15 protein-coding genes are annotated in these 16,970 nt (G+C 49.8%); 12 read left to right on the top strand and 3 right to left on the bottom strand.

Translation table 11 applies throughout. The features are described 5' to 3' along the window. Positions 1–45 precede the first annotated feature (45 nt). A complete protein-coding gene (trxC, locus tag F566_RS0130420; protein WP_020410843.1) occupies positions 46–516 on the top strand; it encodes a thioredoxin TrxC in 471 nt (156 codons plus the stop codon). Between the two features lie 33 nt (positions 517–549). On the opposite strand, the gene F566_RS35940 is transcribed toward trxC, so the two are convergent. Beyond that, the gene (locus F566_RS35940; protein WP_026180433.1) at positions 550–1,053 is read right to left on the bottom strand and encodes a DUF3429 domain-containing protein; all 504 of its coding nucleotides are present in this window, start codon (positions 1,051–1,053) and stop codon (positions 550–552) included. 179 nt (positions 1,054–1,232) lie between these two features. Here F566_RS35940 and F566_RS0130410 point away from each other — a divergent pair, with 179 nt between their 5' ends. The 8 genes from F566_RS0130410 to F566_RS0130375 all read left to right on the top strand — a co-directional run bounded on the left by F566_RS0130410 (position 1,233) and on the right by F566_RS0130375 (position 10,449). Next, complete coding sequence (locus F566_RS0130410; protein WP_020410841.1) at positions 1,233–3,551, top strand: thioredoxin domain-containing protein; 2,319 nt, start codon at positions 1,233–1,235, stop codon at positions 3,549–3,551. A 78-nt stretch (positions 3,552–3,629) separates the two neighbouring features. After that, positions 3,630–4,610 (top strand): zinc transporter ZntB, encoded by a 981-nt coding sequence (locus F566_RS0130405; protein WP_020410840.1) that lies wholly within the window; start codon positions 3,630–3,632, stop codon positions 4,608–4,610. Between the two features lie 232 nt (positions 4,611–4,842). Next, positions 4,843–5,349, top strand: a complete 507-nt coding sequence (locus F566_RS0130400) for a TRAP transporter small permease subunit (RefSeq protein WP_020410839.1) — start codon at positions 4,843–4,845, stop codon at positions 5,347–5,349. Further along, positions 5,349–6,680 carry a TRAP transporter large permease gene (locus F566_RS0130395; RefSeq protein ID WP_020410838.1) on the top strand — a complete coding sequence of 444 codons (1,332 nt, stop codon included), beginning with the start codon at positions 5,349–5,351 and terminating at the stop codon, positions 6,678–6,680. The genes F566_RS0130400 and F566_RS0130395 overlap by 1 nt, the downstream gene beginning before the upstream one ends. Positions 6,681–6,963: 283 nt before the next feature. Continuing rightward, positions 6,964–8,022 (top strand): TRAP transporter substrate-binding protein, encoded by a 1,059-nt coding sequence (locus F566_RS0130390; RefSeq protein ID WP_020410837.1) that lies wholly within the window; start codon positions 6,964–6,966, stop codon positions 8,020–8,022. Between the two features lie 546 nt (positions 8,023–8,568). After that, entirely contained in the window at positions 8,569–8,862 is a 294-nt protein-coding gene (locus F566_RS0130385) for a hypothetical protein (protein WP_020410836.1), read from the top strand. Positions 8,863–8,895: 33 nt separating this feature from the next. Then, on the top strand, positions 8,896–9,261 hold the full coding sequence (locus F566_RS0130380) for a RidA family protein (RefSeq protein ID WP_020410835.1): 366 nt from the start codon (positions 8,896–8,898) through the stop codon (positions 9,259–9,261). A 117-nt stretch (positions 9,262–9,378) separates the two neighbouring features. After that, positions 9,379–10,449 (top strand): 2-dehydropantoate 2-reductase, encoded by a 1,071-nt coding sequence (locus F566_RS0130375; protein WP_020410834.1) that lies wholly within the window; start codon positions 9,379–9,381, stop codon positions 10,447–10,449. A gap of 53 nt (positions 10,450–10,502) precedes the next feature. Here F566_RS0130375 and norR read toward each other — a convergent pair whose 3' ends face one another. Beyond that, entirely contained in the window at positions 10,503–12,044 is a 1,542-nt protein-coding gene (gene norR / locus F566_RS0130370; RefSeq protein WP_020410833.1) for a nitric oxide reductase transcriptional regulator NorR, read from the bottom strand. Positions 12,045–12,209: 165 nt separating this feature from the next. On the opposite strand from norR, the gene ytfE reads away from it, so the two are divergent. Together ytfE and F566_RS0130355 are read left to right on the top strand one after the other, a co-directional pair. After that, positions 12,210–12,890 carry an iron-sulfur cluster repair protein YtfE gene (ytfE, locus tag F566_RS0130360; protein WP_020410831.1) on the top strand — a complete coding sequence of 227 codons (681 nt, stop codon included), beginning with the start codon at positions 12,210–12,212 and terminating at the stop codon, positions 12,888–12,890. Continuing rightward, positions 12,877–15,156 carry a nitric-oxide reductase large subunit gene (locus F566_RS0130355; protein ID WP_020410830.1) on the top strand — a complete coding sequence of 760 codons (2,280 nt, stop codon included), beginning with the start codon at positions 12,877–12,879 and terminating at the stop codon, positions 15,154–15,156. The genes ytfE and F566_RS0130355 overlap by 14 nt, the downstream gene beginning before the upstream one ends. Before the next feature lie 245 nt (positions 15,157–15,401). Here the strand turns inward: F566_RS0130355 and F566_RS37215 are convergent, their stop codons facing one another. Beyond that, positions 15,402–15,674 carry a hypothetical protein gene (locus F566_RS37215; protein ID WP_020410829.1) on the bottom strand — a complete coding sequence of 91 codons (273 nt, stop codon included), beginning with the start codon at positions 15,672–15,674 and terminating at the stop codon, positions 15,402–15,404. Positions 15,675–15,722: 48 nt separating this feature from the next. On the opposite strand from F566_RS37215, the gene F566_RS0130345 reads away from it, so the two are divergent. After that, complete coding sequence (locus F566_RS0130345; protein WP_020410828.1) at positions 15,723–16,946, top strand: alpha/beta fold hydrolase; 1,224 nt, start codon at positions 15,723–15,725, stop codon at positions 16,944–16,946. Positions 16,947–16,970: the final 24 nt, after the last annotated feature.

Genomic DNA, 16,970 nt, shown 5'->3' with positions numbered 1-16,970 from the left:
CCTTAGCTTCCAAATTGATAAGGTTCTACTGCAGGTCATACGGGTATGAGTGAAAATTCTGTTCATAAATCTCACACAGAGGCAAAGCCACTGTACATCGTGTGCGGCCACTGCGACGGCAAAAACAGGGTTCCCGCCCACAAACTTTCTGCGGGTGGGCGTTGCGGTCGCTGTAAACAGTTACTTTTCAATCACCAGGTGATCGAGCTTACCGCCAATAACTTTCACCAGCATCTACAAAATGATATTCCAGTCCTGGTGGATTTCTGGGCCCCCTGGTGCGGGCCATGCAAGGCATTTGCCCCGGTCTTTGTTCAGGCTGCTCAGATTCTTGAGCCCCAGATTCGCTGTGTCAAGGTCAACACTGAGCAATGGCCCCAGTTAGCTCAGCAATACCAGATTCGCAGTATTCCGACATTAATACTGTTTCAGGGAGGGAAACCGCTGGCTTTCCAATCAGGTGCTCTACCTCTCCCACAATTGCAGCAATGGCTGAATTCTGTACTACATCACTGAGGTTAGGAAGTTTCACTTAGGGCACAGAGGCACTCAGTTGAACATTGCCACCAGAATCTGGCTGGCAATGACAACAACAGTCAGATGCATACGCATTTTCAGATAGTCCCAGGGCCACAAATCCTCCAGGACAAACCGATCAATTCCGAACAGAACCGCAAACCCTGCACTGAATGCCACAGGCCGGCAAACTTCAGGTATCATCAGGGTAAACCAGGCCCACAACGACATCAGAATACTCGCGCGCATTAATCTGGCCGGGCAGGCAGGCCCATGCTCTTTCATCGCCATGGGCCAATAAACCCCCGCCATGAAAGAAAGCACCAAGGCACTATAGGAATCATAAAGCCAGCGAACCTGTCCGGTATTGAATATGCCGATGGCAATCACCAGAGAAAGCCCCACAAATGGTATCAGACCAAAATATCCATACCAGAGGGATAATTTCTGTACTTTCGAATATTCCGTCACCTTTAGGCCGCCATCAAAATCAAAGATCATGCTCTGCCGCGGTAAACGCCCGAACCTGTGTTCCATATGTTCTGATCCACTCAAGATATCGATTCTTCCCTGCAGGCTTTAAGATTTTCACCTTAGATGCCAACACTTACGAACCTGGAATTTGTTAGGATTAATTGCAATCGAAAATAATTGACGGGCGACAGAATAAATTTCGTGGCACCATGGAGAGGACACATGGCTTTCAAGAGACCGTTATGGAAAATCTCCGGGAGATCCAGCGTTCAAAACAAGAGCTGTACAATGTTCGCACCCGTCATCTGGATCAGGACGGCCAGCCTCGTTTTATCAATCATCTGATCCACGAACAGTCTCCATACCTTTTGCAACACGCCCATAATCCTGTTAACTGGCGTTCCTGGAACGAAGAAACTCTGCAACAGGCTGAAAGTTGCGGGCTTCCTGTATTTCTGTCCATAGGCTATAGCACCTGCCACTGGTGCCACGTCATGGAGGAAGAAAGTTTTGACGACCTGGAAGTGGCAGAACTCCTGAACCGACATTTTGTCCCGGTAAAGGTTGATCGGGAACAACGCCCGGATCTAGATGAAATCTATATGACCGCCATCCAGATTATCAGCGGACAGGGTGGTTGGCCCATGTCGGTGTTTCTCACTCCCCGAGGACATCCATTTTTTGGAGCCACTTACTTCACCAAACCTCAATTCATCCGATTGCTCAAACAGATCAGCCATCTATGGTCGACAGAGCAGGACAACCTCATCGAACAGGGAGACAGACTCCAGCAGGCCATCCAACAACATCTTTCTCCCCCGGTTTCCACAACTCTACCCGGCCATGACCTGATTGAAGCAGCCCGCAGCCGGTTATTGCAAATGACAGACAAAAGGCATGGAGGCTTTGGTACGGCCCCGAAGTTTCCACAGGAGCCCAATCTGCTCTTTCTACTTGACCAAATAGCCCGGGACGATCGCCCTTTAACACGCATACCAGAGTGGGAACTAGTCAGCAAGACCCTGGATAATATGCTTCAGGGTGGCATCTATGATCACGTCGGCGGAGGTTTTCACCGCTATGCGGTGGACAATGCCTGGCAGATACCTCATTTTGAGAAAATGCTATACAACCAGGCTCAGATGATCCGGGTTTATACGCAGGCCTTTCAGCTAAGCGGTAATCCCGAATACCAGCGTATAGCAACAGAGATCATCAACTTCGCATTAAACGAAATGCGCACCGAAGATGGTCTGTTCCATTCTGCCACTGACGCAGACAGTCAGGGAGAGTCCGGCCCGGAAGAAGGACAATACTTTGTCTGGACCTATGCTGAGATGAAAAAACTGTTGTCCGGAAAGGATTGGTCTATGGTCCGCAAGGTTTATGACATTTCCCGCTCAGGTAATTACTCAGGCAGGAATATTCTTCACCTTTCCGCCCCCCTGGATAAGCTAGCCGAATCGTTATCCCCAAAGGCAAAGTGTTCGGGCGAAGCCATGACGTATTCGCAACTGGTTGAACGTCTGGGGCAGATTAAAGCCATCCTGCTTGACTACCGAGCAAATCGACCGGCTCCCGCTAAAGACACCAAGGTCATTACAGAGTGGAACGGCATGATGGTGGCAGCATTGGCAGAAGCCTCACGTATCCTGAATACACCTTCCTGGCTAACGGCGGCAATCCATACCGCCGAAACACTCTGGCAGATCCACCGTCAACCGGAAGGACTGCTATGGCGGCTCAGTATGGACAGAATAAGTTCAGATCCTGCCTATCTCGAAGATTATGCTCACCTGATGGAAGGGCTTTTACAGATATACGACACCAATCATGAACATATCTGGCTGGAACGCACAGAGGCACTACTGACCACGGTGAAGGAACATTATTGGGACTCGGACGGAGGGGGCTTTTTCACAACCGGAAGAACCCACCCCGGACCGCTTCCGGTCCGGAGCAAGAGCCTTGGTGACCATGCTACCGTATGCGGTAACTCCCAGATTCTCAATGTACTGACCGCATTGTTTGAACGAACCGGGGATTTATTGATTCAGACGACCACCCGGGAACACCTGTCTGCCTTTGCCTTGCCAGTGAGACAACACCCCTTGATGGCGCCGTATTTCCTTAAAGGACTGGCGGCTGTGGAGAGTCCGAGTCCCTCTGCAATCCAATATTCCGGCGCCGGACAGATCTGGGCCAGGCTTTCCAGAGGTGAACAAACGGACAGCGGTCATTGGGAATACAGCCTGGAAATCCATATGAGTGAAGGTTGGCATATTCAAAGTCACCAATGTCAGGATAATCAGGGACAGAACACAAAAGTACAACTCCTGTCTGATCAGCACCATGAATGCCTGGATATCCGCTATCCGCCCCCTTCTCCCTGGTCAACCAACAGTGAAGAGGCGCTGGAGATCTACGCCGATCACTGTGAAATTAACCTAACGCTCAAATTACACCGGCAGGCACCAGTAAGACTGCAATTGGATCTTCAGGCCTGCAATGAAACCAGTTGCCATCAACCTCATAAGCTATTATTCAGCCAGTGGCTCTGAGCCGTTAAGCCACCCTTTCTCCCGATTCAGTAATAGGCATGAGTTGATAAGACCATATTGACGACAAGGAACAGGACTGTGAACGAAACGCCAATCATATACAGTTATCAAATAGATGGAACCGGTGGAGCTTCCCAACTGAAACCAGGGTCACATGAATCGCTGCGTGAGGTGATTGCCTCCAATGAATTGACTTGGTTCCATATCAATACACTGCACCCGGATGCTGAGAATTTTCTTTTGCAGACATTGCAACTGGATACTCTGGTCTCTGAAGCCCTGTTGGCCGATGAAACCCGCCCCAGGCTGGTAGATAACGACAATACTGCGCTGGTCATTCTCAGAGGGGTGAATCTCAATCAGGGAGCGGAACCCGAGGATATGGTCTCCCTGCGCATATGGATGACCAGGAGCAGTATTATTTCGGCTGGCCGTCGCCCTCTGAAGGCATTGAAAGATATTGTGGAATACCTCTCCCAGGGGAAAGGGCCTAAAGACGCCGGTGAATGGCTGACAGATGTCTGTGTGGAGCTTTACGATCACATGCAATCAGCAGTGACTGGCTTAACAGAAGAAACTGATCAACTGGAAGAACAGGTTCTGAAGAGCCAGGACGAAAACGTTCGTGAGGCAATTCTGAGCATTCGGAAACGAGCCATGATTCTACGGCGTTACATCACACCACAAAGAGATGTCGTGAGCTACCTGAGGGAAAGCCAGTTATCCTGGATGAATGATTTTTGCCGCCGCCGGCTGGTTGAAGTAGGCGACTGGCTGACCCGATATTGTGAAGACCTGGACAGTGTGCGGGAAAGAGCGCAGGCCATTAAAGATGAATTAAATGCCGCCATGAATGACCGCCTTAACCGCAACCTTTACCTGCTGTCTATCGTTGCCGCTGTCGCCTTGCCCCTGGGCATTCTGACTGGCCTCTTCGGGATCAATATTGGAGGTATGCCCGGTGTCGATTCCCCTGAAGCGTTTCTCTGGTTTTCCATTACGCTCGTTGGGTTGTGTTTATTGGAAATTATTTATCTGAAGAAAAAGAAGTGGATATAGCATCTGGCGAACTGACTTTCGCATCCGCTGGCACGCACTGATTTTCTTTACCTGAATGCCGTTTTTCAGTCACTTTCGAAAGACAGGAAAATCAATTTTTTCTTGCACTTTGGGATTAAGCATGTTTATGCTTTGTACACAAATGTACATAACAGACGATTTATGTACAAAGATGTACACCCATCGAATGTCGCCTGTATAAACAGGGTCGGACAGTTACGGAAGTGCCATCATGCCCAATGTAATAAAAACCTATGTACGGTACGTAGATGCCGTAAACCGAGTTGTGGGCAGAGCTGCGATGTACCTCATTTTTGCCATGATGGGTATCCTGCTCTATTCGTCCATCTCAAAAACTTTCTTTGTGCCATCACTCTGGACCCTGGAACTGGCTCAATTCACTATGGTGGCGTACTACCTCTTGGGAGGTGGCTATTCCATGCAGTTGGGCGACCATGTCCGCATGGATCTGCTTTATGGTCACTGGTCCGATAAGACCAAGGCCTGGGTCGACTGCTTCACCATCTTCTTCCTGATTTTTTACCTCATCATGCTGCTGTACGGTGGCTATTCCAGCACCGAGTACGCTTTGCAGTATGGTGAAAGGAGCTATTCCTCCTGGCGACCTTATATGGCGCCCATCAAGATCATTGCCTGTATCGGTATATTTCTGATGCTGCTTCAGGCAATCGCCATGCTCTTTAAAGATATCGCCAAAATTCGAGGAGAAGAGCTCTAATGAGTTATGAAATGATTGCTCTGATGATGTTCGCATCGATGATGCTGATGCTCATGACCGGGCAAAGGGTCTTCGCTGCTATCGGATCTGTCGCTGTTGTTGCCGCCCTGGCTTTATGGGGCACAGGGGGCTCAGAAATGGGCTTCTCCGCTGCCATGAAACTGATGAAATGGTATCCACTGCTCACTCTTCCCCTGTTTATCTATATGGGCTTCATGTTGTCGGAGTCCGGCATTGCCAATGATCTCTATGAAATGTTCCACGTCTGGTTCGGTTCCCTCCGGGGCGGCCTCGCCATCGGAACGATTGTCCTGATGGTGGTGGTTTCCGCCATGAACGGGCTGAGTGTGGCGGGGATGGCCATTGGCGCGACCATCGCACTTCCGGAATTGCTGAAGCGAAGTTACGATAAAATTATGGTCACCGGTGTCATCCAGGCGGGAAGTTCACTTGGAATTTTGGTTCCCCCCAGCGTGGTATTGGTCCTCTACGGCATGATCGCCCGCCAGCCTGTCGGTCAATTATGGCTGGCAGGTGTCTTTCCCGGTTTGCTCATGGCGAGTCTGTTCATTGTGTATATTGTCATTCGTTGCCACCTACAGCCGGAGCTTGGCCCCGTCTTACCGAAAGAAGAACGCAATATTCCTCTGAAGGAAAAAATCAAATTGCTGCATGCCGGCATTCTGCCACTAGTCATTTTCTTCCTGATGACAGGATTGTTCCTGATGGGGATTACAAGCCTGGTGGAAAGCTCCGCTGTTGGCGCTATTGCGGCCACCGGTGCTGCGATTGTCAAAAAGCGGCTGACCCGGCAGGTGCTGGAAGACACCATCCGCAAAACACTCGGCATCAGTTGCATGTTCATGTGGATTATTCTGGCAGCCCTTTGTTTCGGTGCTGTATTTGACGGGCTGGGCGCTGTTCGGGCAATCGAAGGTTTTTTCCTGGAACAGTTAGGTCTGGGGCCTTGGCAGGTATTGATTCTGATGCAACTGTCATTCCTGCTCATGGGGACATTTCTGGACGACACCGCCATGCTGGTGATCGTCGCTCCCCTGTATGTACCGCTAGTCGATGCGCTGGGCTTTAACCTGATCTGGTACGGTGTGCTTTATACCATTACCTGTCAGATTGCCTACATGACGCCACCTTTTGGTTACAACCTATTTCTGATGCGGGCAATGGCGCCCCCTGAAGTGGGCCTGAAAGACATTTACATTTCCATTATTCCCTTTGTGCTCATCATGGCTGTCGCCCTGGCTTTGGTAATGATTTTCCCGGAAATCGCCATGTGGCTGCCTGATCAACATTACGGGAATGGAGGATATTGAGACAAAGCACAACAAGGACAGGAATTCGATAGGACGCGGAATTGCCAGGGAAGACCAATAAAGAGCAGACCTGAATTCAGCTCAGCTCTTTAAATCGGCTCTAGGTTATCGATCAAACCTTCTGCCAAAAACAAGAAATGTTGAAATTGCCGTCTGTCAGGAAACTCCCTGACAGGACGCAAGCGGTACGTAGCTTAGATGTATGGATCACACCTCCTGAAGGAGGGCGAGACTTGCCCGGTGGCAGGGTTTCAACGAAACAAATGCAAAGGGGAACCAGAACATGACCAACAGACGTGATTTTCTTAAAAAAGCTGGGGCAGCCGGTATTGCCGGTGCCAGTGTCGCCTCCATTGGCGCTCCGGCAGTACATGCCAAAAGCAAAATCAAGTGGCGGCTGCAGACCTATGCGGGACCGGCTTTGGCTGAGCATGTAATTAAACCGTCAATTGACGCCTTCAACAAAGTCGCCAACGGCGAGATGGAAATCGAGCTCTATTTTGCGGATCAACTGGTTCCTACCGGAGAACTGTTCCGCGCCATGCAACGCGGAACAATTGATGCGGTTCAGTCGGATGATGACTCCATCGCAGCGCCAGTGGATGTCGCAGTTTTCGGAGGCTACTTCCCATTTGCCACCCGCTACAGCCTCGATGTTCCTGTGTTATTCAACGAATGGGGACTGAATGAAATCTGGGCTGAAGCTTATGGTGAAGTCGAAGGGGTCACCTGGTTAAGTGCTGGCGCCTGGGATCCTTGCCATTTTGCAACCAAAGAGCCCATCAAAAGATTGGCCGACCTGAAGGGCAAACGGGTATTTACCTTTCCGACGGCCGGTCGGTTCCTGTCTCGCTTCGGCGTCGTCCCGGTCACACTTCCCTGGGAAGATGTCGAAGTGGCGATGCAGACAGGTGAGCTGGACGGTATCGCCTGGTCAGGCATCACCGAAGACTACACCGTCGGCTGGGCTGATGTGACCAATTACTTCCTGACCAACAATATTTCCGGCGCCTGGTGCGGATCGTATTTTGCCAACAGTGAACGTTGGAATGAGCTTCCCGAACACCTGAAGTCTCTGTTTAAGCTCTGTATGGACAGCTCTCACTATTACCGCCAACACTGGTACTGGGGCGGTGAAGCCAAACTGAGAACCCAGGGAACCAAGATGAAGCTGACAACAATCCCCGATGCTGAATGGGATACTGTAGAAGCGGAAGCCCATAAATTCTGGGATGAAATTGCTGAAACCAGTCCCCGCTGTAAACGGGTTGTCGATATTTTCAAGGCTTACAATGCTTCGATGCAGAAAGCAGGCCGTCCATATCGTTACAACCAAACCTGATGCTCTCGACCTTGGCCCGGGTTCGCCCGGGCCCTTCTTATTCTTTTATCAACAACAGCCGCTGTATCACCAAGAATTTATCTATATCCTTATACAGAGAGACTTACATCTACACGGAAAAATTTATACCGACAGCAACATACCTATCACTTGATAGCCAAAAAATGTGACAGACAATTCATTTTATTTGTAAGATTTTCTTACAGGGATAACAAAATTTCGTCGATGATGATTGACTCAAGACTTTCACTACCTATCACGTTTCCTATCAAATTTCACTCCCGTTCCTCCCAACTTATTGTTCTAAAAACGAAGTGTCACTTCACTTTATCCATCACTTAGTCACAGACTCGAACACAATGAAACAATAATGAAACATTTTGAAACGTTGATAAATAATCAGGGTGGATAAGTTGATGGAAACGATCAAAAAAATATACCTAGAATCCTATACTTTTAGGTTGGGTTTGCTAATGCAATTCGATATGCTCCCGAAAATCAAAATTAATAAATTAACAGTATTAACCCAACAGTGCAGGACTAATAATGTCTCAGGCATGGACAGTCGACCGCATCTCCGGTATTGCGGAACATCAAACCGGATTAACCCTGGCATTTACCGAATCACATGGCCAGGTTCAGCAAATCACCCCCCGGCACGTCCCCAAAGGCATGGATTCCCTGAAAATGGTTCGATTAATCCGCGAAGGAATGGAAGCGATTGAATCCGGATTAGGTAATGCTGCTTCCCGCAGCAGCCGACCTGTAGGCGATGTTTCTTCCGCGACCAAACCGGTTGTGGTAAAACGCAAGCGACGATTCGCCCCAAAGGTCGAATAAACTGTATTACCGGCTGTATAGAAAGTTTTAATTATGAGCGATATTAAACGACACGTTGTCACCCCCCGTGCTTCAGATATGGTCGCCTACAATGGCGTGCTCCGACTCGTAGATATCCCCCCGACAGAAGACGGCGATATTACCAGCCAGACTCGAGGTCTTCTCGAAGATATGGAACAGATGCTGATCGACGGCGGCAGCAGTAAATCTCATCTTCTAATGGCGACGATCTACCTAACCGATATGGCCGATTACGATGCTTTTAATGCCGTGTGGGATGAGTGGTTACCTGAAGGTACGGCCCCGGTTCGTGCCTGCATCAAGGTTGCCGGCCTTGCTCTTCCCGGCTGGAAAGTGGAAATTGCCGCCGAAGCAGCACTGATCGATTCAGATCAGTAATTATTTCCTCTTCACGATCTTCATCCCTGCGAGATTGTCAGCCTTTTGACAATCTCGCGTTCAGGATTCGGCTACATTAAAGCGTTTAACCAGCCGATAGCAGTGTATTGACGCTTAATGGATACCCACTCCTCCCAAAAGCAGTCTCAAGAACGGACACCATCAGCATCGGAAGTGCCTGAAATCTCTATTTTTGGCGCCGGTAGTATTGGGTGTTATATCGGTGGTCGTTTGCTGGCGTCAGGTGCCAGAGTAAAACTGGTAGGTCGGGAGAGGATGGGCAGGACTCTGCAGGAGCATTCACTGACCATCTCTGATTATCTTGGCTATCGCCAACAGGTGAATCTGCCTGATGGGTGCTTTAATACCAGTGCATCCGCTATCAAACACTCAGATGTGGTATTGGTGACAGTAAAGTCTGCCGCCACGGAAGAAGCAGGCGAGCAGCTCGCCCCGCTCCTGAAACCAGGGACATTGGTCGTCAGCTTTCAAAACGGGATATCCAACGCTGATCGTCTTCGCGAGCGACTCCCTCTGTGTACGGTTCTAGCCGGTATGGTGCCATTTAACGTATTACAGGAGTCTCCAGGACACTTTCATCAAGGCACGGAAGGTCATCTAAGCATCCAACGGACGGATGAGTTGACGACAACCATTGCTGAAATGTTCAGCAAAGCCGGGTTACCGTTGGAACTGCATTCAGACATGACATCAGTCATGTGGTCCAAACTACTTCTCAACCTCAATAACCCGATCAATGCCTTATCCGGCATTCCCCTGAAAGAACAGTTATCCAAACGAGATTACCGCCGCTGTCTGGCGCTGGCGCAAAAAGAAACATTGAACTTACTGCAGCATGCAGGAATCAAAACAATTCGACTCACAGCTGTGCCTACCCCATGGCTTCCTTACGTCATGCAGCTTCCAGATTGGCTATTTACCAGATTGGCCTCCAGGATGCTTGCCATAGACCCTGTCGCCCGCTCATCAATGTGGGAGGACCTGCAGGCCGGTCGGCAGACAGAAATAGACTGGATTAATGGCGAAGTTACCAGACTCGCCAGTAATCTGGGACAACAAGCACCAGTGAACCAACGGCTCATTGAGCTCGTTCATCAGGCGGAAAACGGCAATCAGACCACTTGGAAGGCGGATTCTCTATACCAGGATCTTCTTAGGGCCAATTAGAACCTCTTTATATACCTGGAAAGTCAGATTCAGGCCACCTCTGGCATTGAACTCTATTTTAAACCTAACTTCCGCGCCAGTTTATGTAAGTTACTGGGGTCCAGTTCCAAGGCTCTGGCAGCAGCGGCCCAGTTATCGTGGCATTGCTCCAGAGCCTGCCGAATGGCTTCTCGCTGGCAGTTTTCCACCTGCATACGCAAAGATATGTTTGGGCCGGATTCAATCGGATTAACAGCCACCGGTCCCGATGCCTTGATTGGCTCCATCGGCATTGAAACCTGCTCAAGATCAAGCAACCCTGCATCCAAAGTCAAGATAGCATTACGATCAACGCCGCGGCTGATTGCTTTTAATGCCGCACGACTGATAACGTGCTCGAGTTCGCGGATATTTCCAGGCCAGTGATACTTCAGAACGGCCTGCTCCGCAACCGGGGAAAGGCGCAGGCTTCGCAGACCAAGACGTGCACGATTGAGCTCCAGGAAATGCCCAGCCAATACCAGTACATCATTCCCTCTCTCTCTGAGAGGGGGAATAGGAATCGGATACACTGAAAGACGATGGTAAAGGTCAGCTCTGAACTTGCCTTCTCTGACACGATCCTGAAGGTGACGATTGGTCGCCGCAACGATTCGGACATCCACCTTTCTGGGTTTATCCTCCCCTAGCCGCTGAATTTCACCGTTTTGCAGCGTTCGTAATAGCTTGGCCTGAACAGTCAGAGGCAACTCACCAACTTCATCCAGAAGCAGAGTTCCTCCATGGGCAGCCTCCACTCTTCCGGTCCTTCCCATTGTCGCACCGGAAAACGCCCCCTTTATATGGCCGAACAGCTCACTCTCTGCGAGCGACTCAGGCAATGCAGCACAGTTTACATGAACCAGCGGCGCCTTGGCTCGTGGTGATCGGAAGTGCACTCTGCGCGCAAATAGTTCCTTGCCCACCCCCGTTTCACCCGTTAGCAGAACGGGAAGATCAGAGTCTGCCACGACATCCAGCTCGGTAAGGATTTTGGCGATCACCGGGCTGCGCCCCAAAATTTCATCGTTATCCGGCAGAGACGCTTCACTGGCCCGGACATCCTGTCTCAGAATTGCGAGATTACGATGCTCCTGTTCCAGACGAGTAACCCGAATAGCCGCTTCCACCAAGAGTGTATAACGCGCCAGGCTTTCCTGAGCAGGGGCACTGAAAGTGCCGGGTTCGAGAGCATCAAGTGTCAAAGCCCCCCAGAGGCGTCCGTCCACATAAAGGCTCACACCCATACAATCATGCACAGGCAAAGGCTCACCGACACAACTTTCCAATAATCCGTCATAAGGATCAGGCAGCCCGGAGTCATGATCAAAACACACAGGCTTACGATCCGCCAGAATCGCAGCCAAACGTGGATGTTGGCCAATCACAAAGCGCCTACCCAGGGTTTCATGAACCAGCCCCACGATCGCTTCAGTCCTGAGGTCTTCTCCATCCAATCTCAGCAAGGCAACGGCTCCACAATGAAATTCTGTCCGTATTGCCTCTACCAAACGCTGTAACCGAATCCCCTGAGGCAGCTCTGTGATCAAATCAGCCAACAATGCAGAGTTCAACATGGTTATATTTACCATTATAAGGGTGTTTCTTACCCTTTCCCAAAAGGGTACTTTTTACCACACTAATATATTTATCCAAATTATTCAATCGGTTAACGAATGGCACGCACCTTGCGAATCATCAGTTGAATTTATCAATCTGACTGACATCACGAGGAACCAGGCATGACATTACTTGACCAATCTGTAGGCTCGCTGGCACGAAATATTCCTGGGGCTACCCGCTTATTCCGAGACTACGGCCTCGACTTTTGTTGTGGAGGCCAACACAAACTGAGAGATGCCCTAACCGAAAAGGGGGTTGATCATGACGACGTTCTGGAGCAACTGAACGCCTTACGGGATTCACCGGATGCTGATCAGGATTGGGCAAATGCCAACAGGAATGACCTGATTGATCATATTCTCCGCCGTTATCACGCCCGCCACAGGGAACAACTGCCAGAGCTGATTTATCTGGCACGCCGCGTGGAGCAAGTTCATGGACAGCGCCCGGAATGTCCGGTTGGTTTGGCGGATCACCTGAATAATATGCTCAATGAGCTGGAAAGCCATATGCAGAAGGAAGAGAACGTTCTATTCCCGCTTCTACAGCAAGGCATTGATGGCATGCAGGTTAATGGCCCGGTCTCTGTCATGCGTTTTGAACATGACCAGCATGGAGAAGCACTGACAACCCTGGCAGACCTGACCAACGACATACAGCTCCCCAAAGGGGCCTGTAATACCTGGCGTGCTTTGTATAGCGGGTTGAATCAACTCCGTGATGATCTGATGCAGCATATTCACCTGGAAAACAACATTTTATTCGTCGACGCACTGGGAGGTGGCCATGACAGACTATAAAAAGCTTTGGTGGATTCTGCTGTTTGTGGTTGGTGTGACATTCTGCCTGCTGGGCTATTTCGGTACCGAGGTATACCGACAGGCCCCCCCCATTCCTGATCGCTTTGAATCCAGTAATGGTGACTTACTGTTTACGAAAGAAGATGTTCTGGACGGACAAACGGCCTGGCAGTCTGTTGGCGGTATGCAATTGGGTTCGATCTGGGGGCATGGCGCCTATCAGGCGCCCGACTGGACTGCAGACTGGCTACACAGGGAGCTTAGCCAGTGGCTGTCATTGGCCGCCCAGGAAGAGTTCGGGGCTTCTTACGAGGCTCTGGATGAAGAAAGTCAGGTGTTACTCCAGCACCGCCTTAAATCCGAATATAGAACAAACACCTTCCATCAGGAAAATAACACCCTCACGCTAAGTGCACGACGAGTTAAAGCGATTCAGGCAACGGCAGACTATTATGCGCGTCTGTTTGGCAACGCCCCTGAGTTGCGGGGAATCCGCGAAAGCTATGCCATGAAAGAGAACACTCTTCCAAGCGCTGAACGTAGGGAGGAGTTGGCCACCTTCTTTTTCTGGACGGCCTGGGCAGCATCAACAGAACGCCCGGGATCTTCTGCCACCTACACCAATAACTGGCCCCACGAACCTCTGATCGACAACCGTCCGACAGCCGAGAACATCATCTGGTCAATCGTCAGTATAGTTCTGCTGATTGCAGGTATTGGCGCTCTCGTATGGGCATGGTCATTTCTACATAAAGAAGATGATCATAGTAACAATACCCCCGCTCAGGATCCGCTATCACTGATCCAACTTACTCCTTCTCAAAAAGCTCTGGGAAAATACCTGTTTCTGGTCGTGGCCCTATTCTGCTTTCAGGTACTTCTTGGGGGATTCACTGCTCACTACACTGTGGAAGGACAACATTTTTATGGATTGGATGTCTCCCAATGGTTCCCCTATTCCCTGGTACGTACCTGGCATATTCAAAGTGCCTTATTCTGGATAGCAACCGGCTTCCTTGCAGCCGGGCTATTCCTGGCCCCCGTCATCAATGGTGGTAAAGATCCGAAATTCCAGAAAATCGGCGTGGATATTCTGTTCTGGGCACTGGTTGTAGTCGTGGTTGGATCCTTTGCAGGCAATTGGCTGGCCATTGCTCAGATCATGCCGCCCGAACTGAACTTCTGGCTTGGCCATCAGGGTTATGAATACGTGGATCTGGGACGTCTCTGGCAGATCGGGAAGTTCCTCGGGGTGGCGTTCTGGCTGGTATTAATGCTTCGAGGTATCACTCACTCTCTGAAGCAGCCGGGGGATAAAAATCTGCTGGCATTGTTAACCGCCTCAGTAATTGCGATTGGACTCTTTTATGGCTCAGCCTTTTTCTACGGCGAACGCACTCATATTTCCATCATGGAATACTGGCGTTGGTGGGTCGTACATCTTTGGGTAGAAGGATTCTTTGAAGTATTTGCCACCACCGCTCTGGCGTTTATCTTCTGCTCTCTTGGCCTGGTATCCAAACGTATGGCAACAACGGCAAGTCTGGCGTCAGCCTCACTGTTCATGCTTGGCGGCATTCCCGGCACCTTCCACCATTTGTACTTTGCAGGAACTACCACGCCGGTCATGGCGGTCGGAGCCACCTTCAGCGCTTTGGAAGTAGTCCCACTGATTGTGCTGGGCTATGAAGCCTGGGAAAACTGGCGTCTGCGTCTGGGTGCCCCCTGGATGGAACACCTCAAGTGGCCATTGATGTGCTTCATCGCTGTCGCATTCTGGAACATGCTGGGGGCAGGCGTCTTTGGCTTTATGATCAATCCGCCAATCTCGCTCTACTATGTTCAGGGTTTGAATACGACCCCTGTACATGCCCACGCAGCATTGTTCGGTGTTTATGGATTTCTGGCTCTGGGCTTTACGCTATTGGTACTACGCTATATCCGTCCGCAGCTGGTCTTTAGTGAAAGGTTGATGAAAACCGGCTTCTGGTGGCTCAATGCCGGACTGGTCCTTATGATTGTGACCAGTTTACTGCCTGTTGGATTGATACAGTTCTATGCCAGTACCAGTGAGGGCTTATGGTATGCCAGAAGCGAGGCATTCATGCAATCCGACCTGTTGGAAACCCTGCGCTGGGTCAGAACCTTTGGTGATGTGGTATTTATCATTGGTGCATTTGCCTTTACCTGGCAAGTGGTCAAAGGAGTATTCAACGTTGACCGCTCTTCAGCCGCTGAGGGAGATCTGGCCTCTGAGTTAAGGTAGCAATCTGTTTCACTTGCCTTACATTGGCGATATATCTAGACCACGGGTCAGACGCTATCAGGTGTCTGGCCCGGTTAATCAGCACCTGATGGTGCCAATTAGGTCTCAAATTGTTTCTCCCCAACAGAATAATTCCTTATCATATTGATCTTCTAATGCTGTTGCCTTAAATGAGGCCAGCACCTGTAGCGTTTTATTCCGGATGACAGAGTTTCATGACGGCCAAGCATTTCATCAGCCTACTGTTAGTTTTCCTTCCAATCTGTGTAGAAGCTGCTTCCGAAGCCGCCGCTGTTCAGCCCGACCAAACTGTTCACAAAGGAAAAAGTATTTTCCTTAACCAGCCCGCCGAATTCTTCGGCGAACTGCTCCAGCCTGTGCCCTGCTGGTTTGACCAGGCGAATGTCTGGGAAAACAGTGCTTGCTATCAAATGCACGTCCCTGAGAACCATCAGAACCCAGACAGCCACGCCATATCCTTCCCGGTAGCTGTTTTCAAAAGCAATAAACGCAACCATAAAAGGACGCCGGTCTTGCACTTGGGTGCCGGGGGACCAGGATCTGCGATGTATCTGGATGATACGGACTCCATGATGTACTTCATCGACATCCATCGTGAACTGTCGCTGGATCAAGGAAGGGATTTATACGTCATGGATCCCAGAGGAGCAGGTCTGGCAGAGCCTTTACTCAATTGCGGCATATTCGCAGAAAATGAGTTCTTCAGATGGGGCGAGAATCTCAGTATCAAAGAGGACTATGAAGCCAGCACTGAAGACTATCAGAACTGTATCAATGAATTCAGGGACCAGGGCGTTGATTTCTCTCAATACAACAGCCTTGCTGTTGCCAATGATGTGGAATTTCTCCGTCGTGCCGTCGATGTCGATCAGTGGAATCTGATAGGCGTATCTTACGGCAGTGTCTATGCTCAGATTATTACTCGGGAATACCCCAGTTCTGTTAGAACGATGATTCTGGACAGTGCGGCCTTTCCTCAACTGAAAGGCGATTATCGATATCTTGAGAAAAGTATTGGCCCTTTAAATAAGCTGTTAAATTACTGCACCACTTCAGACGATTGCAAGCTGTCCATCGACAACACAGAAGACCGTTTCTGGAAGCTATACAATCAGCTCAACGAGAAACCTATCAGGACAAAACTGGACTTTTGGGGAGAGGAAACCGACTTCACTATCGTACTTAACGGAACCAGATTCGTTTCCAGCATTGTTCAGGGCCTCTATGGCAAACAGATTTTTCGGGAATTGCCGGTCATCATCACCGATATGGAGCAGCGAGACTTGTCATCACTGATGCCTTACCTTGTGGACTATTTTGTTTTCCAGGTGGATGAATTCTACGGCGATCTTAGTTTCAGTAGTCACTACTGCTATGAAACCAAGCCTTTTACTGATTTTGACCATATCAGGAGTGAATTGGATGCCCTTCCTGAAGGACAACTGAAAACGCTTTTAACCATGATTCCGGAAGACGACGACTTGTGTGACGAAATGCAGGTCTCAGGCGGGGATCCTATTGAAGCAGAGCCGGTTAAAACCTCGATTCCAACATTATTCCTACAGGGAGAATATGACACGGTCACGCCGTTAAAAGATGTTCTGGACCTGCAATCCAACTTCTCAAACAGCTACGTGGTTTCCTTTAAACAATCCCATGATGTTTTAAGCTCATCCTTGTGCGCGGGTGAAGTGGCGGCCAGATTTATTTCGGGAGATGTACGCCCAGCCTCTCTCACTGGATGTGATTCTGAAGCCAGACTCCATTAGATACAAACTACTCAACATGCAGAG

It is taken from the genome of Hahella ganghwensis DSM 17046 (assembly GCF_000376785.1).
Lineage (GTDB): Bacteria > Pseudomonadota > Gammaproteobacteria > Pseudomonadales > Oleiphilaceae > Hahella > Hahella ganghwensis.
This window is presented reverse-complemented; position numbering and strand designations above follow the sequence as displayed.